Source organism: Novosphingobium sp. MMS21-SN21R (assembly GCF_031846015.1).
In the GTDB taxonomy this organism is placed as follows: domain Bacteria; phylum Pseudomonadota; class Alphaproteobacteria; order Sphingomonadales; family Sphingomonadaceae; genus Novosphingobium.
The window spans coordinates 76,369-101,035 of sequence record NZ_JAVRDU010000003.1 but is presented as its reverse complement, the minus strand read 5'-3'; the positions used below and the strand labels follow the sequence as shown (position 1 = coordinate 101,035).

The window sequence follows — 24,667 nt, the reverse complement described above, 5'->3', positions numbered from 1 at the left end:
GTCAGCCGTCCACCTTCTTCGCGGCCTGGACTTTGGCCTTGGCCGCTTCGATCCCCCGGAACAGCGCTGAAGCGTTGCCGGCACCTGCATAGAACAGCAGGAAATGCGGGATGAATTCCAGCTGCTCCGGCGTGAACTCGTCGTTCAGCAGGGCACCCGTCATCTGCGTTTCGATCAGGTCGGGCCGGCCAAGCATGGTGGTCAGCCCCAGCACCATCAGTCGCTTTTCGCGGATGGTAAGCGCCGGATCGGCCCACAAGTTGCCGAACTGGTTGTTCACGATTTCCTGATTGAAGCGATGGTCCTTGTATGGCTGCATCATCTCGGAATAGCCGGGACCATAGACGGCATCGACCGTCTCGCAGCCCTGCTTCCAGGCGTCCTCATTGGTGCTCAAACCGGTTTCTCCTGCAAGGGGGCGTGTCAGTCCGAATCTGGGTCAGGCCGCAACCTGGGTATCCATCAAGGTGCGCATGTCTTCGCCCGAGATGCCGATCTGGTCGGCGATATCGAGCATGTCCCAATATTCGCGCCAGAACACGATCTTGTCGTCGTCGTTTACCGTGAAGATGCCCGCAACGTGCGTGATCACTTCCTTGCCGCCTTCGAGCAGGCGCACACGGTCGACGCGCTCGGTAAACACGGTATCACCACTGCTGGCGATGTTGAGCAATTCGCAGTCGCAGTCCTTGTAGATCCGGTACTGGCGTTCGGCCTCGCGGCAAATGCCCTCAGCGCCATAGACCACTTCCGCCAGCGGCACGACCGCCTGCCAGCGCGCGTCGGGCGCAAGAGCGTCGCGGATCTTGTCGAGGTCCAGCGTGGTCGTGTGAAAGAGCGCCAGAAATTTCCTTACCGCAGTTTCCTTGCTGTTCGACATAGCTGGCTCCATCCTCTCGCCGCTTGTTTCGGCTGATAGGGCAATTTGGTCAGTCCGGGACAGGCTTCACACCTTCCTGTTGGCAGGGTCCAAACCCGCTGGCTCGGCCAGAAACAGTCTGAAGGCGGGCGCATCAGACCCGCGCACGGACTTATGCCGGGGCAACGCTGTCGCAGCCCTTCCCCGGAATTTCGCACGACAAGCTTGAGAGAGGAGATTGTTTGATGACGCAGGAAACAGTGAAGGAAAAGCGGGTGGTGGACCAGAACCCGGTCCCGCGCCCCTACCCCGCCCGCACCGAACTGCTGCCCACCGGCCGCTTCACGCCGGACGCGCAGTGGCTGGGCACGCTCATGTCCTACAAGTATCCCGGCGTCGTCGCGGAAAAGATGGAAGTGGTCCAGCTGTTCGACAGCCACACCACCAAGCTGCGAGTCGCGGTGGACTGGAACGCAGCCGGTATCGCCGCCGGCCTGCCGCGCAATCTGTGCATCAAGTCCAACTGGTCTGGCATGTTCGACGATGTCGACATTCATGCGCTCGAAGCGCGGTTCTACCATTTCCTCACCGACAAGCTGACCTGCCAGACGGCCAAATGCTACTATTCCGACTGGGACGACGATGGTTCGGGCCGCGGCGTTGTCGTGCTCGAAGACCTGATCGATCTTGGCGGCAAGTTCGGCCACAGCACACAGCACAGCGGCATCGACGTGATCGCCAGCAACCTTGCAGATCTTGCCAAGCTGCATGGCGGTCTGTGGAACAGCCCGCTCATCACACCCGAAGCCGCACCTTGGCTGCCGACGTCGATGGGCGTTCCGGTCGATTACGATCAGGTCCGCATCATGTGGCACTGGATCGGTGAAAACCTTAAGGACCCCAATTTCCGCGCCATCGCCCCGCAGCATTATCTCGACGATCCCGAACGCGTCTCGCGCGCTTATGACAAGCTCACGGAATACGAGCGTGCGTTCAACGCTCCCTATTGCGTGATCCTGGGCGATTGCCACCAGGGCAACACCTATATCCTGCCCTCGGGCGAGCGCATGTGGCTCGACTGGCAGCTTGGCCGCCGGGGCCGCCCATGGCGCGACCTGACCTACTTCACCGTCGGTTCGCTCACGGTCGAGGAGCGCCGCCATCACCACAAGGATCTCGTCGCGCACTATCGCGATTGCCTGATCAAGGAAGGCGCGACCGACGTGATCGACCTTGAAACGATCTGGAACGAACAAATCCCGCGCTGGGTGATGTACGGCATTCAGGCGTGGGTCGCCAACATGGACTACTGGGGCCAGAACGGCTTGCCGATGAACGAGCGCTTCTTTGCCGCTGGCGAAGACCTCAATACGTGGAAGATCCTGCTCGGCGAGTGAACACTTGATTGCCCACCCCACCGCCCCCGGCTTGCGGGAGGCGGTGGGGTGGGCCTCCATGCTGGCTTTTCACGCAACCGTTGCACACGGAAAAGGGCGCGCTCCTTTACGGAACGCGCCCTTTTTGTTGCGCAGCAATCGCCGCAGCAAACCCTTACTTGTAAGGATCGACCGGCTGCGGCACTTCGATGACTTCAAGATCCTTGAGCATCGTCAGCACGTCCGAGATCGAATAGATGTGGTCGATCTTGTCGCCACGGAAACGCAGCCACGAGAACCACAGCACGTTGAGGTCGTTGCCGGTCGGCTGGACACCCATGTAGGGTCCGCCGGTGTGCTTGCCGTGGTGATGGCAAAGCACGCAGATTTCGTCTTCGCCACGGCCCCAGGCCTTGAGCGTGCGATAGATGCTGGGCGGGAACGTCTTGTACAGGCCCTGCGGCGAGGTCTTCCACACGAAGTACGTGCCCAGATCCGGACGGTTCGGGTTGTCGTACGTCATCGTGTCGGTGTTGAAGTACGCGTCCATGCCGTCCCAATCGCCACGATTGATGACTTCGTGGAGGTTCATCCAATGCTCGGTCATGAACTTCTGGCGCGGCGTCAGGCCTGCGGTGATTTCGTCACGCTTTTCCTGCGACAGGACGAAATCGGCTTCGGTAAAGGGGGCAAGGCCCATGTCAGTCTCCTAAGGTAATCCGCGTGTCGCGGGGGTGTTCGGGCATGGCCGGAACAACATCCCGGCGGGCGACCCTTTCTTTGGCGAGCGCACCACGCGCTTCAACCTACCTTTGGAGAGGCGGTTGCACGTCGGCGCTCATGCCAACCTCAAAATGCCAAAAAAGCAGAAGCGAGGGAGAGCGCGATGGCCATCAGTGTTCAGGAAATGTCCGACCGGTTTGAAATTCAGGACCTGCTCGTCGGCTATTGCTACGCGGTAGATGCGCGCGATTTCGACAAGCTCGACGATTTCTTCACCGCCGACGCCTTCATCGACTATTCCGAAATGGCGCTGTTCAAGGGCACTCTGGCGGAAACCAAGGCGTTCCTGTCCGCGAGCTTCAAACAGGTGCTCGCCGCGCAGCATGTCGTCTCGACCACGCGATATGAATTTGCTGCAGACGGCCAGAGCGCAAAGACCAAGACCGTCTGCTACAATCCGATGACCGTCACCAACGGCGCCGAGACCGACACCATGATCTGCGGCTTGTGGTACATCCACGATCTCGTGCGCACCCCCGATGGCTGGCGCATCGCCCGGCTTTACGAGGAAAAAAGCTACCTTATCGGCGTGCCCGAGTGGCTGAAGAGCCAGATGGGCTGACCCGGCGGACCCGCCACCCTATCCAAAGCCGGACCGGAAAATCGATGCAGCGCTTCCTCAACACCCTGTTCCTTCTCATCATGCTGGCGTCAGGCGCCGCGCTGACCGCGCTTGGCTGGCAACTCGCCGGCCTCGGCGGCTCACCGTGGTATCTGGTGAGCGGGCTGGTCATGCTGGTCACAGCTCTGCTCGGCTTCCGCCGCAAGGCCCTGTCGATCCGACTGTTCTGGGCGTTCCTTGCCGCCAACATCGTCTGGGCGCTGTGGGAAGTGGGCATCGACGGCTGGGCACTTGCCCCCCGCCTCGCCATGCCGCTGTGCCTCGGATTGTGGATGCTGTCGCGCGCCTATCGTGCCCACGTTGGCATCACCTCGCCCCTGCCCGCCGGCCTCCTGCTGTGGCGGGGCCTCGGCCTTGGCGTAGCCGTTTCGGTCGCCGTGCTGTTCTGGATCGACGCCACCCCATCTGCCACCAGCGAAGCCTATGGCCCCGCGCCAGCCTCGGCGCAGGACGGTGAATGGACGTCCTACGGCAACGATCGCGGTGGTTCGCGCTACTCTCCGCTCGCCCAGATCACGCCCGCCAATGTCGGCAATCTGGAAAAGGTCTGGAGCTTCCACACCGGGCCAGCGCCTGCGGGCAGCAAGTCCTCGTTTCAGGCCAACCCGCTGAAAATCGGCGACAAGGTCTATATCTGCACCGGCGCCAACGATGTGATCGCGCTCGATGCCGAAACGGGCAGACAAGTCTGGCGCAACCGCACCCGCACCGATCCGCACGGCGTCTACGGCCTCACTTGCCGCGGCGTGACGTATTATAAGGTGCCCGGAGCAACCGGCCATTGTGCACAGCGCATCTACACCGCCACCATCGACGCGCGCCTGCTGGCGATGGACGCAGGCGATGGCCGCAGCTGTGCAGGCTTCGGACAGGGCGGCGTCGTCAGCCTGCTCGAAGGCATGACCCCGGTAGAAAAGGGCTACTATTTCGTCACCTCACCGCCCGCCATCGCGCGCGGCAAGCTGGTTCTCGGCGGCTGGGTCACCGACGGCCAGCACACCGGCGAACCTTCGGGCGTGGTCCGGGCCTTCGATGCAGTTACCGGCAAGTTCGTCTGGGCGTTCGACGCAGGCAAGCCCGATTTCCACGGCCTGCCGTCCGAGGGGCAAAGCTTCACGCGCGGCACGCCCAACAGTTGGGCGCCGATGAGTTCGGACGACGCGCTGGGCATGGTCTATGTCCCTACCGGCAACGCCACGCCCGATTATTTCGGCGGTTACCGCACCGCGAACGACGACAGGTTCTCCAGTTCAGTGGTCGCGCTCGATTCGGAAACAGGCGCGGTGCGCTGGACGTTCCAGACGACCCATCATGATCTGTGGGATTATGACGTGCCCGCACAGCCGACGCTGGTCGATCTCCCCGGCGGCATCAAGGGCCTGTTGCAGCCGACCAAGCGCGGCCAGATCTTTTTCCTCGATCGCGCTACCGGCAAACCTATCCTCCCGGTTGAGGAAAAGCCGGTGCCAACCGACGGCGTGCCGGGCGAACGGGTATCTCCGACCCAGCCCTATTCCGTCGGCATTCCGGCGTTCGGCGGACCGCGCCCGACCGAAAAGGGCATGTGGGGTCTCACCCCGATCGATCAGGCAATGTGCCGGGTGCGCTTCCGCCAGGCCCGATTCGCTGGCGACATGACTCCGCTTTCCACCGAAAAGCCGACACTGACATGGCCCGGCTATCTGGGCGGCGTGGACTGGGGCGGCGTCTCAGTCGATCCGGTGCGCCAGTTGATGATCGTCAACAACAACCAGGTCGCCAATTACAACCGCCTGATCCCGCGTGCCGATGCCGACAGGCAGGGCGTCAAGCCGATGACCGCCGCGCATATGTCGGACGTCGGCGGGCCGGTGGCGCAAAAGGGCGTGCCCTATGCCGCGCACATCACGCCGTTCCTCTCGCCGCTGGCGATCCCGTGCCAGCAGCCGCCCTATGGCCATATCAACGCGGTCGACTTGCGCACCGGCAAGATGGTATGGACGCGCCTGTTCGGCACCTCGCGCGATAGCGGCCCGCTGACCCTCCCGACATTCCTGCCGATCCCGATGGGCGTGCCCAATATCGGCGGCTCGGTGACGACGCGCAGCGGCCTTGTATTCATCGGCGCAACGCAGGAACACGCCTTCCGCGCCTATGACGCCGCCACCGGGCGCGAACTGTGGCGCGCCCGCCTCCCGGCAGGGGGCAATGCCTCGCCCTCGACCTACTGGTCCGCCAGGAGCGGGCGGCAGTTCGTGGTCATCGCGGCGGGCGGCCACGGCGGCATGCTCTCGGGCGAAAGCGACGAGATCGTGGCCTATGCTTTGCCGCGCAAGTAACTGATAAACATCAATGTTGGAATGTTTCCCCGGGGAAACATTCCAACACGGTGGTCAGCCAAACGCGAGTTTCAGCCCCGGCACGTCCCAATCCAGCAGCGCGACCTGGCCCGTGCTGCCCATCGTGACATAGGCCGTCCGGCCGTCCGTGCCACCAAAGGCGATGTTGGTCGTGAGGAAATCGGGAATCGCGATCACCTCGGGCACACCGCCTTCGGGCGGGAACACCAGCACCGCGCCCATGCCGGGCGAGGCACAGCAGATCCGCCCCGCGCTATCGACCGCCAGACTGTCGAGATACATTCCCGACCCCGCGCGCCCCACAATCGAACTGCCATTGGGCATGTGCGATGCCGACGTATCGATAATCCCCGGCCCTGCCAGCTTGAAGCTGATCAGGTGCCCCTCGAACGTCAGCGCAACATAGAGCGTCGTGCCATCGGGCGAGAGGCCGACGCCGTTGGGGCCATCGAGCGCGGTCACCACCTCGCGGACCTCCGAGCCATCGGCCTTGGCGTAGTACAGCCCGCCGCGCATCCGGGTACGGCCCCGGTCACGCCCGAAATCGGTGAACCAGAACCCGCCCGCGTCATCGAACACGATGTCATTCGGCCCCCAGAACGGCGTCTTGTCGCTATGGGCGTAAAGCGTCTCGAACGCGCCGGTTTCCAGATCGACGACCTGGATGGACCCCGGCGGCGTATCGAGCGGCGCTTCCAGCGGCAATAGCCCGCCGCCTGGCAAGGTCATGTGGTCAAATCCGCCATTGTTGCACACGTAGCATCGCCCATCCGGGCCGATGGCAGCGCCGTTCGGGCCGCCGCCAAGCTCGGCAACGGTCGTCTTGGTGCCGTCAGCGGCAATGCGCGTCAGCCTGCCGCCCAGCACTTCGACCACGATCAGACTGCCATCCGGCATCGCCACCGGACCTTCGGGCAGCATCAACCCGTCCGTCAGATACTCCTTGATCGCATCGGTCATGACCGTCTCCCGTTTGCCTTTTGATCAGGCTAATGATCAACGAGGCACGGGCACCCCGCCGCATGGCAGGTGAGCGCGCAGCCAATGCCCGGCTTCGTCCACACAAGGCTCACTGCCAGATACCCCGCGTTACGAGGACACCATGACCGAAGCTCTTTCGAAGCTCAATTTCCGCGACATTGGCGGTTTGCCGACAGCCGGCGGCGGCATCGTGCGCCCCGGCATCATCTATCGCTCCGAAGGCCCCGCCAGCTTTGAACCGGTCCACCGCGAGGAGCTGGGCGCGTTGAACATCAAGCTCGTCTGCGATCTGCGCTCGGAAGGCGAACGCGACAAGGACCCCAACGACTGGGCCGATGCCGCGCGCCTGCTCAACCTCGACGTAACGGCCGACTTGCGGGTCAAGACGAACAACGGCTGGGAAGCCCTGCGCGAGGATCAGTCGCCCGAGACGATCCGCGCTGCACTTGTCGGCAATTATGCGTCGATCCCGTCGGCGCTGCTCCCGCACCTTGCTCATCTGGTGGAATCGATCGTCGGCGGTGAAACCCCGATGCTGGTCCACTGCACCGCTGGCAAGGACCGCACCGGCGTGATGGTTGCGCTGCTGCTGCGCGCGGTCGGCGTTCCCGATGATGTTGTGATCGCCGACTACGAACGCTCGGACGTCTTCGCCAAGAACCTGCGCCTGCGCGGCGGGATCGAGGAACAGTTCATGGAAGCGTTCGGCTTCGTCCCCACGCAGGAACTGATCGATGCGATGATCGGTGTCGATGTCGCATTTCTCGAAGCCGCTTTCGAAGTGATCACCGCGGAATACGGCAGCCTTGATGGCTACTTCGCTGCCGCCGGAGTGGACGCGGCACTGCTCGCGCGCTTCCGCAAGACCATGGTCAGCCACGGTTGAAGAGCACGGGGGCAGCGCGCCGTTCGCCGCTGCCCCTTCATCCCGTTCAGGTCCAGCGGCGCACCGCACTTTCGATAGTCAGTGTTTCGGGCTCGGCAATGCTGCCCGGCGTGGCGGAAAAGCGCGGCGCCGGTGCTGGCTGGGTGATTCCGCCATGCCCCACAAAGCTGGACCGCACCGTGTTGTGCGGATGGAGCGGGGCCTCGGCCATCGACAGCACCGGGGTCACGCAGGCGTCCGTCTCCGCAAACAGCGCTGCCCACTCATCGCGCGAGCGCGAGGCAAAGCAGGCCCTGAAGTCAGCCTCCATGCGCGGCCAGTCTGCCCGGTCGTTCTGGTTATAGCCTCGGTCATCCAGATCCAGCCCCTTTATCATCTGGGCAAAGAACTGCGGTTCAAGACAGCCCACCGCCACATCGCGCCCGTCGGCACAACGATAGCAGCGATAGAACGGCGCGCCGCCATCGAGCAGATTGGACGCAGGCGCATCGGCCCACAGGCCCTTCGGCGCCCACGCGTAGAACAGGCTCATCAGCGAGGGCACACCGTCGGTGATGCAGGCATCGACCACCTGCCCCTTCCCGGTCGTCTTGGCGGACAGGATCGCCGCCAGTAGCCCGGCGATCAGGAACATCGCGCCGCCGCCATAATCGCCGACCAGATTGAGCGGCACCGGCGGCGGACTGTCAGCATCGCCCATCGCGTGCAGCGCACCGGTGATCGAGAGGTAGTTGATGTCGTGCCCGGCACGCAGCGCCAGCGGCCCGGTCTGCCCCCAGCCCGTCATCCGCCCGAACACCAGCGCCGGATTGCGCGCAAGGCAGGCGTCAGGCCCCAGCCCGAGCCGTTCCATCACGCCGGGACGATAGCCCTCGATCAGCGCGTCGGCCTTGCCGATCAGCGTCAGCAACTGCTCGCGGTCGCCCTCGTCCTTGAGATTGAGATAGGTCACCGCGCGGCTGCGATGGAGAATGTCGCCACCGACATCGTCCCACGCACTCGCGCCTGCGCTTGGCGGACGCGCCACGCGGACGATCTCGGCGCCCATGTCCGCCAGCAGCATCGCCGCCAGCGGCACCGGCCCGATCGCGTCGATTTCGACGATGCGGATTCCGGCCAATGGCCCTGTCGCAACTGTCATCAGATGTTGGTCCGGTCCGCGCCCTTGAGATCGAGGATCTCGCGCGCTTCATCGGGGGTCGCCACTTCAAGGCCCATGCCTTCGATGATCCGGCGAGCGATGGTGACTTGCTCTGCATTGGTCTGCGCCAGCCTGCCCTTGCCCGCCCACAGCGAATCTTCGAGGCCGACACGCACGTTGCCGCCCATCGAGGCCGCCATGGCGACAATGCTCATCTGCCGCGCGCCGGCGCCGAGCACCGACCATTCGTACTGGTCGCCGAACAGGCGGTCGGCGGTGCGCTTCATGTGCATCACGTCATCGGGGTGGCTGCCGATCCCGCCGAGGATGCCGAAACAGGTCTGGATGAACAACGGCGCCTTCACCAGCCCGCGGTCGAGGAAATACTTGAGGTTGTAGAGGTGGCTGGTGTCATAGCACTCGAACTCGAAGCGCGTGCCGAGCGGCGTGAGGATCCCGAGCAGCCTTTCGATATCGGCATAAGTGTTCTTGAACACCAGATCGCGCGAAGCTTCGAGCGCGGCCGGTTCCCATTCGTGCTTGAACGTCTTGAACCGGTCGAGCATCGGGAACAGACCGAAGCCCATCGTGCCCATGTTGAGCGAGGCGACTTCGGGCGCGAACTGGCGTGCGGGGCGGATGCGCTCGTCCACGGTCATCGACGGGTGCCCGCCGGTCGTCAGGTTCAGCACCGCGTCCGACCGCTGCTTGATCACCTTGAGGAAAGGCTCGAACAGATCGGGGTTCTGGTCTGGCCGCCCATCGACCGGATTGCGCGCGTGGAGGTGGATGATTGCCGCGCCCGCTTCAGCTGCCCCAACCGCCGATTCCGCGATTTCCTCGGCCGTGACCGGCAGGAATTCGGACATCGAGGGCGTATGGATTGCGCCGGTGATGGCGCAACTGATGATGACTTTGCCTTTTGCCATGATGTCCTCGTTCAAGAATGCCAGACGCGCGGATGCTTCGCGCCATTGCGGCCCGACAAACGCGGTGAATGCGCGTCGCGCGCCTATCTTACGTCAGGATGCCGAACTGGCGCGCGCGCAGGACCGCTTGTGGGCGGCGGCGCACGCCCAGCTTGTCGTAGATCTGCTGCATGTACCATTTGACCGTGCCTTCGGTCAGTCCGAGGCGTTCGCCGATCTCGCGGTTGCGCAGGCCCCCGCCGACCATGATCAGGATATCGACTTCGCGGCTGGCGAGGCGACCCGTCAACCCGAATGCGCCCTCGCCTTCCTCGACATCCATCGCCGGTCCGTTGTCGACCCGCGCCACCAGCATCGCGGCGAACTTGTCGGCACGGGTATCGAGCGCGGGGCCGTTGGCATAGGCTTCGCTGAGCAGGGCAGAAATGACTTCGCCCTCATCGAGGAACACCCGGATCCAGCCTGCCGGTTCGGCCAGTTCCACTGCCGAGCGTACCGCCCGCCGCGCCTTCGAGCGATTGCCCTGCAGGACAAAGATTTCGGCGAGGAGGAGTTCGAATTCCACCGCCGAGCGCACCGCTCCGCTGCGGCGCACGAATTCGAGCCAGCGCGTCGCTACCTTGCTCGCGCGGACGAGGCGATGGCGCTGCATCTCGATCCGGATCCACGCGATGGCGAGGCTTTCGCGGCGCCGGGACGGATTGAGCGTGGGCACCGGCTCATCGTCGAGCTTCTGTCCGATGGCGCGCATGGCGGCCTCGGCTTCGTCGATATGGCCCGATTTTACCAGGATGCGCACTTGTTCCGCAACAACGTGCGCGCGCAGCCGGTCGAGCCCGCATTCGATGGCGACGAGGTGCGCTTCCTCAAGCCCGGCGAGCGCCGAAACGCTGTCCCCGCGGGCAAAGGCAAGGCGGGCGCGGACAAGGTAGCCCGAGGCGAGCTGATCGACCATGCCCCACTGCCGGATGCCGGGCAGATAACGTTCGACCAGTTGGCCCGCCAGATCGAGTTCTCCGATCTCATAAAGCAGCTCGGCGTAAGGCAGCGCCGGAAGCGCGGCGAGCCCTGGAATCTCGGCATCGCGGACCCCCGCCGAAGCCAGTGCTTCTTCGCTGAAGCGCCGCGCAATGGCGGATTTGCCCTGAACGAGCAGCGTCGGCACGATCGAGCATTTGAGCGCGATCGAGGAAAATTCCGCACCGGGACGATCAAGCGCACGGCGTACTTCGGCCTCGAGCTTGAGCGTATCTTGGAAATGATAGAACTCGCGGCGTGCGGCAATGACTTGCGCCAGAAGCGTGCAGCTCAGGTAAGCCTCGTCATCGCCGATCTCGGAAATAAGCGCCTCGGCATCGCGTTCGACCCGGCTGAGATCGTCCTGCGCTGCCGCAAGCATGATCGTGCGGTGGCGGATGTGATGATCGAGCGAGGTGGCGGTGTAAGTATCGAGCTTGCCCTCTGCGGCAAGATTGTCGCGCAGCGCCACAGCCGTGTCTATCAGGCGCGACGCAGCCGAGAACGACAAGCGCCGGATGCGCCGCCACGCCATTGCCAGCACCAGCATCGGCCGGGTCGAGCTGACCGACCACGGCAGGTCGGACGCGATCTGGTCAAGCCGGTTGAGGTGCCCGGCGGTGGTCAAGTCGTTTGCCATCAGATCGAGCTGATCCGCCAGAAACTCCTGATCGCCGCTCGCCGACGCGTGTTCGAGCGCTTTGAGCAATTCACCCTGCCCGGCATAGAACCGGCTGGCGCGGCGGTGCAGTTCGGCAGCGCGGGCGAAAGCGCGTTCATGCAGGCGTCCCAGCGCCAACGCGCGGAACAATGGATGGTAGGCGTAGACGCTGCGTTCTTCATCGATAGCATCGATGAACAGGCCGGCCCGGAAAGCATCGTCCAGTGTGGCGCGCGCATTGTCATCGCCCGTCACGGCAGCGCAGGCCGGCCCGGTCAGTTCATCGAGAATGCAGGTGTTGATCAGGAAATCACGCATTTCCGGGGTTTGCAGTTCCAGCACTTCTTCGGAGAAATAGCCGGTAAATTCGCGGCGCAGGTTGTCTGACAGCGGTTGCCAGGCCTTTCCGCGCGCCAGTTCACGGCGGTACAGTTCACCGCCGATGACCAGGCCCGAAGCCCAGCCATGGGCATCGCGGATGATCTGCTGCATGATTTCGGCATCGACCGGCACGCCTGCCACGCGCGTGATCAGTTCGCTGGCTTCATCGTCGTCGAATGCGAGTTCCGGCGCGCCGACTTCGACCAGGAACCCGAGCGAGCGCGCCCGTGCAACCGGAATGGGCAGCGCGCCGCGCGAAACGAGAATGACAGTCATTGCATCGCGGGCGCTGGCAATCGCCTGGCTGACGAAATTGAGCACCGCGACAGGGAGCAACTGGGCGTCGTCGATCACCAGAACCGGCGGCTGTTCGTGCACTTGCGCCAGAGCGGCGAGCCAGAGGTCTTCGGTGCCTTCGCGTTCGAGGTGGCCCCAGTCCAGCCCCGCTGCAATCCCGGCTGCGCCTAGCGCCGCAAAGAACGACGGGAAATCGCGGATGCCTGCGCGCACCGACAGCCACAGGGCGGGACGACCCTGCGCCTTCATCTGGTTGAGGCAATAGAGCGCTGCAGTGGTCTTGCCGCTTCCCGCAGGCGCGCAGAACGTGACAAGCCGGGCGCGGCAGATCGCGTCGACGAGATTGAGAAACCCCTTGCGCGGAACGATGATCGACGTCGTCCGCGGCGGGATGATTGTCGTGGGGACAAGACCCATGATGGTGCACTCTCCAAGGAAGCGACTCTAGTGGTCGCTTTCGCAGGCCTTCATCCACCATATTTGCCAGCAACGCAACGTTCTTCTCCTATCTCACGATAGGGTGGAGGTCATTCTGCGGGAACCGCAACTGCTTCAATGCAAACGGGAATGGCACCCATCCGCGGCTGCCCGAACACCGGATCGAACGCTGCGTTGGCATCCATCAGACGCGAGGTGCACCCGCCCTGCCCGAGCGGGTCGTCGGCCTCGTCGGGGTTGGTGCCGAAGCAGTGTGACATCGACAGCGTGCCCGGGCGCAGACGCGGCTCGGCCTCGGCCACGCCGGTGATCTCGCCGTGGGCGGAGCGGATGCGGATCAAGTCGCCGCTCGCCAGCCCCATGTGTTCAAGGTCCGCAGGGCTCAGAAATGCGGGATTGTGGCTGCGCCGCGCGGTCAATTTGGGATTGTTGCGTCCGATCGAGTTCATCATGTCATTGGCGCGGCGCGGAATCATCAGAAGCGGGAATTCGGCGCTGGGATTGGCGGTATCGCCGCGCTGCGCGAAGACGGTGGCGAGTTCGGCCATCATTGTCGGATCGCCCAGTTGCAACATGGCGATGCAATCGGCAGCCCGCGGCAGGACGGTCAGATCGAGATCGGCGAAGACCTTCCCGTGGACATGCTGCTTGACCTCGGCGAGCGGCACCTTCGACCCTGCGCACATCGCCTCAAACATTTCCTCGGTGGTCGGCCGCCGGTCGAGCGGCAGGGTATAGGGCACCGGCGGCTTGTCCCAGTGCTGCCCCGTGCCCGCCGCATTGCCGAAATAGGTGATCTGCTTGCCCAGGCGCCTGGCCAGTTCGTAGAAGAATTCCCAGCTTTCAATGGTTTCAGACCCTGCAGGCGGTTCGACCACGGCGGGCGCGTATTGTGCGTAAGGCACCTCGTATCCGCCGGTCCAGATGCCGTAATACTTCATCGATTCCGAAAACTGCGAACAGGCGGGAGTTTCGAGCGCCATGCGATCAGGGATCACGTAATCGGCCATGCGCGCCGTGTTCGACATCTCGACGTCAATCGCCACCAGCAGGTCGAGCGAAGCCAGCGCCCGGCCTGCGCGGTTCTGGTCGGGCAGGGATACTGCCGGGTTGCTGCCCGAACAGATCAGCGCGCGGACCTGCCCCTTGCCCGGCGTCAGGATTTCGTCGGGCAACGTGCCGGTCGGCGCGCCCACCACGGTTTGCGGCAAGGCGTTGATCCGGCTGGTCTTGGTGTAATCCCACGGCTGGTAGGGCGCGTGCGGCTGCGCACGGATTGCCACATCGGGCAGGAGCACGTGCGGCTGCGCATGGGCCTCGCCCGCGCGCACCCAGCGCCCGCAGACGGTGTTGAGGCTGAGCGCGAGATATTCGCACAGCGTGCCGTGGAGCGGGAAATGCGCGCCGGTGGCCGTCACGACGCATCCGCTTTCCGCAGCGGCAAAGGTGTGCGCAGCCAGCACCACGTCAGCGGCGGAAATGCCGGCGACCGAAGCGACATGCTCGGGCGTGAACGGCGCGACCGCTGCTTTCAGCGCATCGATGCCAATGGCGTTGGCGGCCACGAACTCTGAGTCATAGAGCTTTTCGGTCAGGATTACCCGCAGGATGCCCGCCAGAATGCTCGCGTCCTGGCCCGGCTGCGGCGCGATGTGGAGGAAGGCGTGGGCGGTGGATTCAGTGGCGCGCGGATCGATCACGATCAGCTTCATGCCGTCCTTGACCGCCTGCTTCACCGTCTGGCCAGGATTGACCATCACCCCCTGCTTGGAAATGACCGGATTGGTGCCGACCATGATCCACGTTTTCGCGCTGGAGAACGGCTGCGGCCCGGGGATCCACCGCCCGTGCAGGGCCTGCGCAATCACCTTGCCCGCTTGATCGATAGTCTGAACCGAAAAGAAGCGGTCCGGGAACGTGCCCATCGCCATGATGAACATCGCGCCGATTACCGGATTGATCGGGTTGGTCAGATTGCCGTTGCCGGGATAGACCGCGATGGCTTCCGGGCCATGGTCGGCTACGATGCCCTCGATGCGCTGCGCGATTTCCTCCACCGCCTGCACCATCGGGATTTCGGTGTAGCTGCCATCGGGCATGCGCTTGCGGGGATGGAGCACGCGCGTGGGCGAATAGTGCGCATCGGGCATGGCGCGGCCCTTGGGGCAGGTATAGCCGCCGTAGATCGGGGACTGCCGGTCGCCGACGACCTTGGTCGCGCGGCCGTCTTCGACCGTCACTTCGACCGGGCAGCCTGCCCAGCATACCTTGCAGATGCCGAAGCGCGTTTCGCTCGTCGCGGTTTGCTGTGCGGCCATGCGATCCCTGCTCCCGGTTCAATTGTGTGACCTTCCCGTGTTGGGCAAGTCGGCAACGCATTGAATGGGTTAGGACGCGCGGGCGAACCTATCGCGGGGAAGGAACCGCCTTACGCGCCTGCAAAGCGGTCGACCGTCGCGGTTCCGCCGTCGAGGACGACCACGTCGCGCTCTGTCGCAATGGCACGGTACACGATGCCTTCGCCCACCTGCCAGCTTTGCGTGGAGATCGTTTCGCCCGGATAGACCGGCGCGGTGAAGCGCGCGGAAAGCGAGGACAGACGCATCGGATCGCCAGCGCAATGCTGGTGAATGAGCGCCCGCGCGGCAAGGCCGAGCGTCGAGAGGCCGTGCAGGATCGGGCGGTCGAACCCACCGATGCGCGCGGTTTCCGCTTCGACATGCAGCGGATTGCGGTCGCCCGACAGGCGGTAGAGCAGGGCCTGCTGCGGGCTTGTCGGCAGATCGAGGCAATGGGGTGCTGGCGTCTCGGGCACCACGACCGGCGGCGGGCCAGGCAGAGTTCGTTCGCCGCCAAATCCGCCGGCTTCGCGCAGCACCCAGACTTCTGACAGTTCGGCAACCAGTGCACCTGACGTGTCGGTAAGGGTGCGGTGGACACGGAAGAGCGCGGGCTTGCCCGGGCCCTTGTCGGCAATCTCGGCGATGCGGCTGGTCCCGATGATCTCGCCCTGCGCCTGCAACGGGCGGTGGAGGGACAGCGACTGCTCGCCGTGGAGGATGCGCGGCCAGTCGAGACCTGCCGACGGGTCCATCAGCCAGAAGCCCGGCGTGCCGAGCACGAAGGCCATCGAAGGCAGGGCCTTGAGATTGCGTTCGAACACGAAGCCCAGTTCATCGACTAGCACACTCAGCCCCGCGCCTGTGCCCAGCGCATAAAGGATGGTGTCGCGCGCATCATAGAGATCGTGCGCTTCGGGGATCTTGTAGCGCTGCAGGCGCTCGACATCGAGGACCGGCATCAGAGTGCCAATGCGCGGGTCAGCGCGGCGCGCTTGTCGGCCAGCGCACGCTTGGAAACGGTAGCATCGGCTGCGATGACATAACCGTGCGGGCAGCCGGGATAGATCTGCAGTTCGGTCGCCACCCCGGCAGCGATCAGGCGCATCGCGTAGTCCACGTTTTCATCGAGAAACAGATCGAGCGCGCCGGTGGCAATCAGCGTTGGCGGCAAGCCTTCGAGCTTGGTCGCGCGCGCGGCCGCGGCGTAGGGCGAGACGTCGGGGCTGCCGGGTTCGGCGTTCAACAGGCAGCTCCAGCCAAAATGGTTGTCCGAAGGTCCGAAGATGAACTCGCCTGTCACCGGATTGCGCGGACGCACGCAGGTCCGGTCGTCGATCATCGGGGCATCGAGCAACTGGAACGCCAATGGATAGGTGCCGCGATCACGCGCCAGCAGCGCCAGCGATGCCGCCAGCCCGCCGCCCGCGCTTTCACCCATTACCGCGATCCGCGATGCATCAATGCCGAGCGCACCCGCATTGTCGTGCAGATAGGCAAGCGCCGTGTAGCAGTCCTCGATCCCGGCGGGGAACGGATGTTCGGGCGCAAGACGGTAGTCGACCGAGAGGACCACGATGCCGAGCTGGTGCGCGGTCGCAGTCAGTTCGGGCACGCTCATTTCGGGCACGCCGATGATATAGGCGCCGCCGTGGATGTGCAGGAGTGCCGGAACCGCGCCGGTCAGGCCTTCGGGCCGCAACAGGATCGCACGGATCTGATGGCCTTCGGGCGAAGGAATATGAATTTCACTGGCATCGACGGGCAGGTCCGGAACCGGCGCGCCTTTCAGCACCGGGTCCATCGCCGCGCGCATCGACGGCAGAGTCTCGCGCGTGGCCTGCAGCGAGGGGAAGGCTTCCAGCGCGGGCAGCACTTCGGGATCGACAAGATGCCGGGTCGTCATGGAATTCCTCTCCGCTTTTGGAAACTCTACACCGAAAAAGCGGCGCGCAAAGCTGCAAGATTATCGGCCTGCGCGCGGCGAGCAGGGGCGCTGTCGCGGGCCATGCCGAAGCCGTGCATGCAGCCGGGATAGACGTGCAGTTCGGTCGGCACGCCTGCGCGGATCAGCCGGTGCGCGTATTCGAGGCATTCGTCTACGAACAGGTCGAGTGCGCCGACAGCGATGAACGTGCGCGGCAAGCCTGAAAGGTCCGTTGCCCGCGCAGGGGCCGCGTAAGGCGAGGTGTCATCGCCGCCCGGCTCCTTGCCGAGTTGCGCGATCCAGCAGAAGTGGCTGCTGGCGCGCGTCCAAACGAATTCGCCGGTATGGGGATTGGGCGTTGCCGATGTGGCCGTGCGGTCATCGAGCCGAGGCTGTTCGAGGTGCTGGAACGCTATCGCGAACTCGCCCCGGTCGCGCGCCAGCAGTGCCAGCCCTGCGGCCAGCGCACCGCCCGCGCTCTCACCGCTGACCGCAATGCGTGTCCGGTCGATGCCGAGGTGGTCGGCCTCGCTGTGCAACCAGCGAAGCGCAGCGTAGCAATCTTCGAGCGCGCCCGGAAAGCGTGTTTCGGGCGAGAGGCGATAGTCGACCGACAGGATGAGGCAGCCAAGCGCATCGGCCCACTGGATCAGCGTTCCGGCGTTCATCTCGGGCATGCCGAGCACGTGCCCGCCGCCGTGCATGTGCAGGATGGCAGGCGCATTGTCCGCCATCGCATCGGGGCGCAGCATCATGCAGCGCACCGTGCGGTCCTCCTCGCCCGAGGGCACCAGCACATCGCCAATGGTGACCGGCAGATCGGGCAGCGGCACCGCCTTGATCATCGCGGGCAGGGCCGCGCGGATCATCGGCAGGCTGGCGTCCGACAGCACCATCGGCGGCATGGCATCGATCAGTGGCAACAGCCCCGGATCGACCAGATGACGCGTGCCCATCGCGGTCAGGACATCTTGCGTTCGTCGAGGCCCAGCCCGCGGCCGATGATCTCGCGCATGATTTCCGAGGTTCCGGCGAAGATCCGGCTGATGCGCGCGTCAGTGTACATCCGGCTGATGCGGTATTCTTCCATGTAGCCCGCGCCGCCGTGGAGCTGGACGCATTCGTCCATCACCCGGCCCTCGAGTTCGGACGAGAGCAGCTTTGCACCGGAGGCATCTTCCGCCGTCAGTTCGCCCGCGTTGAGGAGCAGCACCAGCTGGTCGATATAGGTCTGCGCGGCATCGAGTTCGGTGCGCATCGAGGCCATCTTGAAGCGCGTGTTCTGGAACGCGCCGATGGGCTTGCCGAATGCCTTGCGCTCTTTCACGTAGTCGAGCGTGATGTCGAAGGCGGTCTGCGCCGTCGCCATGAAGCCGATGGCCGCAACCAGACGCTCCTGCGCCAGGAACCGAGCGAGATAGCGGAAGCCCTGCCCCGGATCGCCCAGCATGTTCGCCTTGGGCACTTTGACATCGTTGAAGAACAGTTCGGCGGTGTCCTGCGCGTGCAAGCCCATCTTGGCGAGCTTGCGCCCGCGTTCGAAGCCTTCCATGCCGCGTTCGACCACCAGCAGGCTGAGGCCGTGACGGCTTTCCGGATCGGTGCGCGCGGCCACCACGATCAGATCCGACAGGATGCCGTTCGAGATATAGGTCTTGGCGCCGTTCAGCAGCCAGTGATCGCCCTTGTCCTCGGCGCGGGTCTTCATGCCCGCAAGGTCGGACCCGGTCGAAGGTTCGGTCATCGCCACGGCAAGGATCTTCTCGCCCGAGACAATGCCCGGCATCCAGCGATCCTTCTGCTCGTCATTGCCCAGCTTGGCGATGTAGGGCGCGACGAGATCGTTGTGCAGGTTGATGTAGAAACCGATGTCGCCGTGGCGCATGTTCTCTTCGATGATGATCTGTTCGAAGCGAAAATCGTCAATCCCCGCCCCGCCGTATTTCTCGTCGGCCCAGGTGCACAGCAGGCCCTGCTCACCAGCCTTGCGATAGAGCTCGCGCGGGACCATGCCTTCCTTGCGCCACGCTTCGGCGTGAGGGCCGACTTCGGCCGACATGAACTTGATCACACTGTCGCGGAACTGCTCGTGTTCCGATTCGAAGATCACACGCTTCATGCTGAGGTCAACTCCTTGGCAACGGTCTGGCCTGGGGCGGGATAGAACCCTTCACCCTTTGCCGCCTTGGCGCGCAACCATGCCGAAGGGGCAAAGCGCGGGCCATACAATTGCGCGAGCCGGTCCGATTCCGCCACGAATGCGGCAATGCCCACGGTATCGATGTAGCTGAGCGTACCGCCGGTCCAGGCAGGGAAGCCCCAGCCATAGATCGCGCCAAGATCGGCGTCCTCAGGCGTTTCCAGCACGCCTTCCTCGAAGGTCTGCGCGGTTTCGTTGGCCTGCGAATAGAGGAAGCGCTTCTTCAGCTCTTCCTGATCGGGCTGGGTTTCAGCCACGGGGAATTCCTGCGCCAGCCCTGCCCACAGATGCTTGCCGCCGGCCTGCGGATATTCGTAGAAACCGCCACCTGCCTTGCGGCTGCCCCGGCCCAGCTCGATCATCCGGCCGAGCACCTTCATGCCGCGTTCGATGGTGTACTTGTTATCGGTGTCGGCGGTATCGCGGGCGGCTTCGGCCACGATCTTGACCGGCAGTTCCATCGTCACTTCATCGAGCAGCGCGAGCGGCCCGATCGGGAAGCCCGCGGCCTTGGCGGCGTTCTCGATGCGCGCAGGCTCGACGCCGTCTTCAAGCATCGCCACGCCCTCAAAGATGAACATGCGGAACACGCGGCTGGTGTAGAATCCGCGGGAATCGTTGACCACGATCGGCGTCTTGCGCAGTTGCGCGATGAAATCGAGCGACTTGGCCAGCGTTTCCGGCGACGTCTGCTTGCCCACGATCACTTCGACCAGACCCATGCGGTCAACCGGCGAGAAGAAATGGATGCCGATGAACTGGTCAGGGCGCGACGATGCCTTTGCCAGGTCAGAGATCGGCAGCGACGACGTGTTGGTGGCAAACACGGCGGTGGTGGGGATTACCGCTTCGGCCTTGCGGGTGGTGTCGGCCTTGATCGCGGTATCCTCGAACACCGCCTCGACGATCATGTCGCAGCCCTCGAGCAGCGCGTAGTCATCGGTCGGCGTGATCCGTGCGAGCACGGCGTCGGCCTTGTCCTGTGTCAGCTTGCCCTTCTCGATCAGCTTGGCCTGCGCCTTGGCTGTATAGGCCTTGCCCTTTTCGGCAGAGGGAACATCGCGGTCGAGCAGCACGACTTCGATCCCGGCATTGGCCGAGACGAAGGCGATGCCTGCGCCCATCATGCCCGCGCCGAGCACGCCCAGCTTCTTCACTTCCGACTTGGGCACGCCTGCCGGACGGCGCGCGCCCTTTTCGGCGGCCAGTTTGGAGATGAAGGTGGTGCGGATGATGTTGCGCGCGACAGGGTCGGTCAGCAGCTTGGCGAAATACTTGCCTTCGACCGCGAGCGCCTTGTCGAACGGCAATTGCTGGCCTTCGAACACGGCGGAGAGAATCGCCTGCGGAGCGGGCGTGTTATAGCCCTTCTGCGCAATCGCGCCTGCCGCCATCATGTAGGCAGCTGAATCTTCCGGGACGGTCAGGCCCTTCTTCTGCGGCGGGACCCAGCCCTTGACGTCCCACGGACGCACCGGATCCGGCCCGGTGGCAAGCCAGGCGCGCGCCGCGTCGATCAGCGTGTCTGCGGACACGACTTCATCGACGATGCCGAGCTTGAGCGCTTCGGAAGGACCAACCGAGCGGCCCGACAGCAACAGGTCGAGCGCCTTCTTGTAGCCGACCAGCAGCGCGAGGCGGACGGTTCCGCCCGAACCCGGCAGCAGGCCGACATTGACTTCGGGCAGGCCGACCAGCGCCTTGGGATTATCGACCAGGACGCGGTGATGGCACGCCAGCGCCAGTTCGAACCCGCCGCCCAGCGCCAGACCGTTGATCGCGGCGACCCACGGCTTGCCCGACTGTTCGATCGCGCGGTGCATCGCCGTGGCGCGCTGCGAGAATGCGTAAGCCTGAGCCTTGGTCAGGGTGCCAAAGCCATTCACCAGCTGGGTCAGGTCAGCCCCGGCCATGAACGCAGGTTTGCCCGAGGTCAGGATCACGCCCTTGATGCTGTCATCGCCAGCGATCTTGGCGGTCGCCTCTTCCATATCGGCAAGGAAGGCGTCGTTGACGACGTTCATGGTCTGCCCGGCGGCATCCAGCGTCAGGATCGCGAAGCCGTCAGCGGTCGTTTCGAGTTTGAGGTTCTGCATGGGTTTTCCGCTTCAAAAGACGTGTGTTTGCGCGTCAGACGCGTTCGATGATCGAGGCCGTGCCCAGCCCGTTGGCCGCGCACAGCGTGATCAGGCCGGTCTGGAGATCGCGGCGTTCAAGCTCATCGAGCACGGTGCCAAGGATCATCGCGCCGGTGGCGCCCAGTGGGTGGCCCATGGCAATCGCGCCGCCGTTCACGTTGATCTTGTCGTCGGGGATGCCCATTTCACGCTGAAAGCGCATGACGACGCTGGCGAAGGCCTCGTTCAGTTCCCACAGGTCGATGTCGCTGCGGCTCATGCCCGCATTCTTCAGCGCCTTGTCCGAGCACGCGCCCGGTGCGGTCAGCATGATCGTGGGTTCGGACCCGATGTTGGCATAGGCGCGAATGCGGCCGCGCGGCTTGAGGCCGGCACGTTCGCCGAATTCCTTCGACCCGACCAGCACGACGCCCGCGCCATCGACGATGCCCGAGCTGTTGCCGCCGTGGTGGACGTAGTTCAGTTCCTCGATCTGCGGATACTTGGCCTTGGCCACAGCTTCGAACCCGCCCTTGCCGAAGCCTGCGAACGCGGGCTTGAGCTTGGCGAGGCTTTCCACGGTGGTGCCGGGGCGCATATGCTCGTCATGGTCGAGCAGGACTTCGCCCAGAATGTCTTTCACGGGCACGATGGAGTTCTTGAAGTAGCCATTCTCCCACGCGTGCGCAGCCTTGCGCTGGCTTTCGACGGCAAAGCCATCGACGTCTTCGCGGCTGAACCCGTCGAGCGTGGCGATGATGTCTGCCCCGATGCCTTGCGGTGCGTAGTAGTTGTGGAAGGCAACTGCCGGATCGGACGTCCATGCACCCGAGTCATAGCCCATCACGGTGCGGCTCATCGATTCCACGCCGCCGCCGATCCCGGCCTGGATCATGCCCGAATGGACCTGCGCCGCGATCAGGCTGACAGCATCAAGACCCGATGCGCAGAAGCGATGGATCTGCTGGCCCGCAACGGTCTGGGCATAGCCTGCCTGCAGCACCGCCGCGCGCGCCAGCACGCCTCCCTGTTCGCCGACCGGCTGCGCCATGCCAAGGATCACATCGTCAAGCAGCGAGGTATCCAGGTCGTTGCGGTCGCGCAGCGCCTGAAGCAGCTGGCTGGCCATTTCGACCGAAGTTACCTCATGCAGCGCACCATCGGGGCGGCCCTTGCCGCGCGGGGTACGGACATGATCGTAGATGTAGGCTTCCATGAATACTGCCCTGCAAAAATGGATGAGACCAATTAATGTACAGGGTGCAACTGTGCGGGAGGTCGCCGCTTCACACCTATCTTACGAAAGGCTGCCGGGAAGCCGGGAAAGGTGTGCAGCATCGTGACCCCCATGACCACGATGCTGCACCGGATCAGACCGCCAAGCCGATCCGTCTCCCGTCCTTGATCGCCTCGTCGGTGGCGAACACGCTCCAGCGCGCCTCGCGCGCATCGCCGATCAGGTGAACGACCGGCATCTCGGCAATCAGGTCGTGATAGAGGCTTTCCTGCGGCGGCTTCGAGGTGACCAGGATGGTGTTGTCGATGGCTTCGAGAACGCTCGTTGCGCCCGAGAACGTGCCGCGCAGATGAACGTCGGCTTCGTCGATGCGCGTGATCTCGGTAGTGGGCAGGAAGGTCACCTTGGGCATGAGCCTGCGCGCGATCACCTTGTTCAGGCCGAGTTCGGTGACCGACATCGCCATCGCAGAATCGATGGTGACGAGGAACACCTCCTTGCCGAGATCGGCGAGATGTTCGGCAATGCCGGGGCCGACTTCGTAGGAGGTGTTGTCATAGACGACGATGCGCTTGCCGATGCGTGCATGGTCGAGCATCACGTCTTCCGGCGTCAGCACGTGCTGCAAATGCGCGCCGGGAACGCCGGTCAGTTGCGCCTTGCTCGCGCCTGTCCGCGAATAGCGCGCGCCCGTGGCCACGATCACCGCGTCGGGCGCCAGCGCCTTGATCGAGGCCGCTGTTGCCTCGGTGCCGGTCTGGATGGTCACTCCGGCCTTGTCCAGTTGCAGCTTGAGCCAGCGGATGAGTTCGGCCCGGTCTTCCAGGCCCGGCAGCATCGCCTGCATGGTCACATGGCCGCCTATCCGGTCCGACTTTTCGAGCAGGGTGACCTTGTGGCCGCGCTGCGACGCAGTCAGCGCCGCCTGCATTCCGGCAGGCCCTGCGCCGACGATGACGACGTTCTTGCTGGTGGCCGCGGGCTTTACCGGCCCTTCATGCTCGAACCCGATATCCGGATTGACCGTGCAGCCGACCGCCTGACCAAAGCACGAGCGCAGGAAACAGCCTTCGAGATCGCCGATGCAGGCGCGGATTTCGGCGGTGTTGTCGTCGCGGCACTTGTTGGGCCATTCGGGATCGGCAATCACCGACCGCGCCACGAACACCATGTCGCAGCGCCCGTCGGCAATCGCCTGATCGGCGAAGGCTGGCGTCAGGACGCGCCCGCCGCTGACCACGGGCAGCTTGACCGCCTTCTTGACCGCCTCTGCCGCATCGAGGTGTGTGCCTTCGCGGCCCATATAAGAGGAGGGGTAATGATACTGCGTCATCTGCGGCTTCTGGCCGCGCGCGGTGATGCGCAGCCAGTCGACCATGCCGGTGTCTTCAAGGATCCTGCACTGGGCGATCCCGTCATCGATCCCGGCCGAACCCAACGTGGATTCATCGGCGTTGACCGCGATGCCGATGGCGAAATCTGGCCGCACGCGGCGGCGGATTGCCTCGACGATCTCGACGATTGGGCGCATCCGGTTTGCGAGGCTGCCGCCGTATTTGTCGGTGCGCTGGTTGTACAATTCAGAAGTGAAGGACCCAAGGCCCGCGCCGCCGCTGATCGGAAATTCGAAGCCATCGGCGCCTGCTTCCTGCGCGTGGAAGGCGGCAATAGCGTGAGCCTCGATCAGTTCCTCCACCTCGGCGGTCGTCATCGTGCGGGGCTGGGTATCGGACAACACAGTATGCGGCGCAATGCCCGAAGGCTGGGCGGTGGCGGGGTCGGCCATCATCCACACGCCCTGCACCGCGATCTTCGCGCCATGCTTGTGCGCGGCGTCGACGATCCGGCGGATCGCCGGGATGTGCTCGGGGTTATAGGCCTCGATGAACCAGCCCGGCGGCACCAGCGGCGCGGGCACCACCTGACAACTGGCGATCACCATGAAGCCCGCACCGCCCTTTGCGCGCGCTTCGAAATAGCCGACCTGCCGGTCAGTGCCGATGCCGAGCCCGACCATGCCGTGCGGCGACATGAACACCCGGTTCTTCACTTCGAGACGCCCGATCCTGATCGGGCTGAACATCGTTGGATACTTGGTCATGCAAAAATCCCCTCCAGCGTGCACGCTTTGCGCAGG

The 24,667-nt window shown here is 64.2% G+C and carries 19 protein-coding genes; 4 read left to right on the top strand and 15 right to left on the bottom strand.

Features of this window, described 5'->3' with window-relative positions:
• Position 1: 1 nt before the first annotated feature.
• A complete protein-coding gene (locus RM192_RS16660; RefSeq protein ID WP_311508755.1) occupies positions 2–397 on the bottom strand; it encodes a hypothetical protein in 396 nt (131 codons plus the stop codon).
• A gap of 42 nt (positions 398–439) precedes the next feature.
• Complete coding sequence (locus RM192_RS16655; protein WP_311508754.1) at positions 440–880, bottom strand: limonene-1,2-epoxide hydrolase family protein; 441 nt, start codon at positions 878–880, stop codon at positions 440–442.
• A 224-nt stretch (positions 881–1,104) separates the two neighbouring features.
• Between RM192_RS16655 and RM192_RS16650 the strand changes: the two genes are divergently transcribed.
• On the top strand, positions 1,105–2,256 hold the full coding sequence (locus tag RM192_RS16650; RefSeq protein WP_311508753.1) for an aminoglycoside phosphotransferase: 1,152 nt from the start codon (positions 1,105–1,107) through the stop codon (positions 2,254–2,256).
• Positions 2,257–2,410: 154 nt separating this feature from the next.
• On the opposite strand, the gene RM192_RS16645 is transcribed toward RM192_RS16650, so the two are convergent.
• On the bottom strand, positions 2,411–2,935 hold the full coding sequence (locus RM192_RS16645) for an ester cyclase (RefSeq protein ID WP_311508752.1): 525 nt from the start codon (positions 2,933–2,935) through the stop codon (positions 2,411–2,413).
• A gap of 186 nt (positions 2,936–3,121) precedes the next feature.
• Here RM192_RS16645 and RM192_RS16640 point away from each other — a divergent pair, with 186 nt between their 5' ends.
• Both RM192_RS16640 and RM192_RS16635 read left to right on the top strand, forming a co-directional pair.
• Entirely contained in the window at positions 3,122–3,580 is a 459-nt protein-coding gene (locus tag RM192_RS16640; RefSeq protein WP_311508751.1) for a nuclear transport factor 2 family protein, read from the top strand.
• Positions 3,581–3,624: 44 nt separating this feature from the next.
• Positions 3,625–5,958, top strand: coding sequence for a membrane-bound PQQ-dependent dehydrogenase, glucose/quinate/shikimate family (locus RM192_RS16635; RefSeq protein WP_409233846.1), 2,334 nt, complete (start codon positions 3,625–3,627; stop codon positions 5,956–5,958).
• 54 nt (positions 5,959–6,012) lie between these two features.
• Here RM192_RS16635 and RM192_RS16630 read toward each other — a convergent pair whose 3' ends face one another.
• The gene (locus RM192_RS16630) at positions 6,013–6,939 is read right to left on the bottom strand and encodes an SMP-30/gluconolactonase/LRE family protein (RefSeq protein WP_311508749.1); all 927 of its coding nucleotides are present in this window, start codon (positions 6,937–6,939) and stop codon (positions 6,013–6,015) included.
• 142 nt (positions 6,940–7,081) lie between these two features.
• Between RM192_RS16630 and RM192_RS16625 the strand changes: the two genes are divergently transcribed.
• On the top strand, positions 7,082–7,846 hold the full coding sequence (locus RM192_RS16625) for a tyrosine-protein phosphatase (RefSeq protein WP_311508748.1): 765 nt from the start codon (positions 7,082–7,084) through the stop codon (positions 7,844–7,846).
• Between the two features lie 46 nt (positions 7,847–7,892).
• On the opposite strand, the gene RM192_RS16620 is transcribed toward RM192_RS16625, so the two are convergent.
• The 11 genes from RM192_RS16620 to RM192_RS16570 all read right to left on the bottom strand — a co-directional run bounded on the left by RM192_RS16620 (position 7,893) and on the right by RM192_RS16570 (position 24,631).
• Positions 7,893–8,987, bottom strand: coding sequence for a CaiB/BaiF CoA-transferase family protein (locus tag RM192_RS16620; protein WP_311508747.1), 1,095 nt, complete (start codon positions 8,985–8,987; stop codon positions 7,893–7,895).
• Positions 8,987–9,916 (bottom strand): 3-keto-5-aminohexanoate cleavage protein, encoded by a 930-nt coding sequence (locus tag RM192_RS16615; protein WP_311508746.1) that lies wholly within the window; start codon positions 9,914–9,916, stop codon positions 8,987–8,989. Before RM192_RS16615 ends, RM192_RS16620 begins: the two co-directional genes overlap by 1 nt.
• Before the next feature lie 88 nt (positions 9,917–10,004).
• A complete protein-coding gene (locus tag RM192_RS16610; protein WP_311508745.1) occupies positions 10,005–12,689 on the bottom strand; it encodes a LuxR C-terminal-related transcriptional regulator in 2,685 nt (894 codons plus the stop codon).
• A gap of 110 nt (positions 12,690–12,799) precedes the next feature.
• Positions 12,800–15,028 (bottom strand): molybdopterin-dependent oxidoreductase, encoded by a 2,229-nt coding sequence (locus RM192_RS16605; RefSeq protein ID WP_311508744.1) that lies wholly within the window; start codon positions 15,026–15,028, stop codon positions 12,800–12,802.
• Between the two features lie 110 nt (positions 15,029–15,138).
• Entirely contained in the window at positions 15,139–16,011 is an 873-nt protein-coding gene (locus RM192_RS16600) for a MaoC/PaaZ C-terminal domain-containing protein (protein WP_311508743.1), read from the bottom strand.
• Positions 16,011–16,955, bottom strand: a complete 945-nt coding sequence (locus RM192_RS16595) for an alpha/beta hydrolase (protein ID WP_311508742.1) — start codon at positions 16,953–16,955, stop codon at positions 16,011–16,013. Before RM192_RS16595 ends, RM192_RS16600 begins: the two co-directional genes overlap by 1 nt.
• Positions 16,956–16,981: 26 nt before the next feature.
• Positions 16,982–17,932 carry an alpha/beta hydrolase gene (locus RM192_RS16590; RefSeq protein WP_311508741.1) on the bottom strand — a complete coding sequence of 317 codons (951 nt, stop codon included), beginning with the start codon at positions 17,930–17,932 and terminating at the stop codon, positions 16,982–16,984.
• 5 nt (positions 17,933–17,937) lie between these two features.
• Positions 17,938–19,095, bottom strand: a complete 1,158-nt coding sequence (locus RM192_RS16585; protein WP_311508740.1) for an acyl-CoA dehydrogenase family protein — start codon at positions 19,093–19,095, stop codon at positions 17,938–17,940.
• Positions 19,092–21,272, bottom strand: coding sequence for a 3-hydroxyacyl-CoA dehydrogenase NAD-binding domain-containing protein (locus tag RM192_RS16580; protein ID WP_311508739.1), 2,181 nt, complete (start codon positions 21,270–21,272; stop codon positions 19,092–19,094). The genes RM192_RS16585 and RM192_RS16580 overlap by 4 nt, the downstream gene beginning before the upstream one ends.
• 34 nt (positions 21,273–21,306) lie before the next feature.
• Positions 21,307–22,509: an acetyl-CoA C-acetyltransferase gene (locus tag RM192_RS16575; RefSeq protein ID WP_311508738.1), complete on the bottom strand. Its 1,203-nt coding sequence runs from the start codon at positions 22,507–22,509 to the stop codon at positions 21,307–21,309.
• A gap of 154 nt (positions 22,510–22,663) precedes the next feature.
• The gene (locus RM192_RS16570) at positions 22,664–24,631 is read right to left on the bottom strand and encodes an FAD-dependent oxidoreductase (protein WP_311508737.1); all 1,968 of its coding nucleotides are present in this window, start codon (positions 24,629–24,631) and stop codon (positions 22,664–22,666) included.
• Between the last annotated feature and the right edge of the window lie 36 nt (positions 24,632–24,667).

Excerpts from the sequence above, each read along its gene's own strand:
- RM192_RS16655 (WP_311508754.1), bottom strand. The coding sequence starts at position 880 with ATGTCGAACAGCAAGGAAACTGCGGTAAGGAAATTTCTGGCGCTCTTT.
- RM192_RS16650 (WP_311508753.1), top strand. The coding sequence starts at position 1,105 with ATGACGCAGGAAACAGTGAAGGAAAAGCGGGTGGTGGACCAGAACCCG.
- RM192_RS16645 (WP_311508752.1), bottom strand. The coding sequence starts at position 2,935 with ATGGGCCTTGCCCCCTTTACCGAAGCCGATTTCGTCCTGTCGCAGGAA.
- RM192_RS16640 (WP_311508751.1), top strand. The coding sequence starts at position 3,122 with ATGGCCATCAGTGTTCAGGAAATGTCCGACCGGTTTGAAATTCAGGAC.
- RM192_RS16635 (WP_409233846.1), top strand. The coding sequence starts at position 3,625 with ATGCAGCGCTTCCTCAACACCCTGTTCCTTCTCATCATGCTGGCGTCA.
- RM192_RS16630 (WP_311508749.1), bottom strand. The coding sequence starts at position 6,939 with ATGACCGATGCGATCAAGGAGTATCTGACGGACGGGTTGATGCTGCCC.
- RM192_RS16625 (WP_311508748.1), top strand. The coding sequence starts at position 7,082 with ATGACCGAAGCTCTTTCGAAGCTCAATTTCCGCGACATTGGCGGTTTG.
- RM192_RS16620 (WP_311508747.1), bottom strand. The coding sequence starts at position 8,987 with ATGACAGTTGCGACAGGGCCATTGGCCGGAATCCGCATCGTCGAAATC.
- RM192_RS16615 (WP_311508746.1), bottom strand. The coding sequence starts at position 9,916 with ATGGCAAAAGGCAAAGTCATCATCAGTTGCGCCATCACCGGCGCAATC.
- RM192_RS16610 (WP_311508745.1), bottom strand. The coding sequence starts at position 12,689 with ATGGGTCTTGTCCCCACGACAATCATCCCGCCGCGGACGACGTCGATC.
- RM192_RS16605 (WP_311508744.1), bottom strand. The coding sequence starts at position 15,028 with ATGGCCGCACAGCAAACCGCGACGAGCGAAACGCGCTTCGGCATCTGC.
- RM192_RS16600 (WP_311508743.1), bottom strand. The coding sequence starts at position 16,011 with ATGCCGGTCCTCGATGTCGAGCGCCTGCAGCGCTACAAGATCCCCGAA.
- RM192_RS16595 (WP_311508742.1), bottom strand. The coding sequence starts at position 16,955 with ATGACGACCCGGCATCTTGTCGATCCCGAAGTGCTGCCCGCGCTGGAA.
- RM192_RS16590 (WP_311508741.1), bottom strand. The coding sequence starts at position 17,932 with ATGGGCACGCGTCATCTGGTCGATCCGGGGCTGTTGCCACTGATCGAT.
- RM192_RS16585 (WP_311508740.1), bottom strand. The coding sequence starts at position 19,095 with ATGAAGCGTGTGATCTTCGAATCGGAACACGAGCAGTTCCGCGACAGT.
- RM192_RS16580 (WP_311508739.1), bottom strand. The coding sequence starts at position 21,272 with ATGCAGAACCTCAAACTCGAAACGACCGCTGACGGCTTCGCGATCCTG.
- RM192_RS16575 (WP_311508738.1), bottom strand. The coding sequence starts at position 22,509 with ATGGAAGCCTACATCTACGATCATGTCCGTACCCCGCGCGGCAAGGGC.
- RM192_RS16570 (WP_311508737.1), bottom strand. The coding sequence starts at position 24,631 with ATGACCAAGTATCCAACGATGTTCAGCCCGATCAGGATCGGGCGTCTC.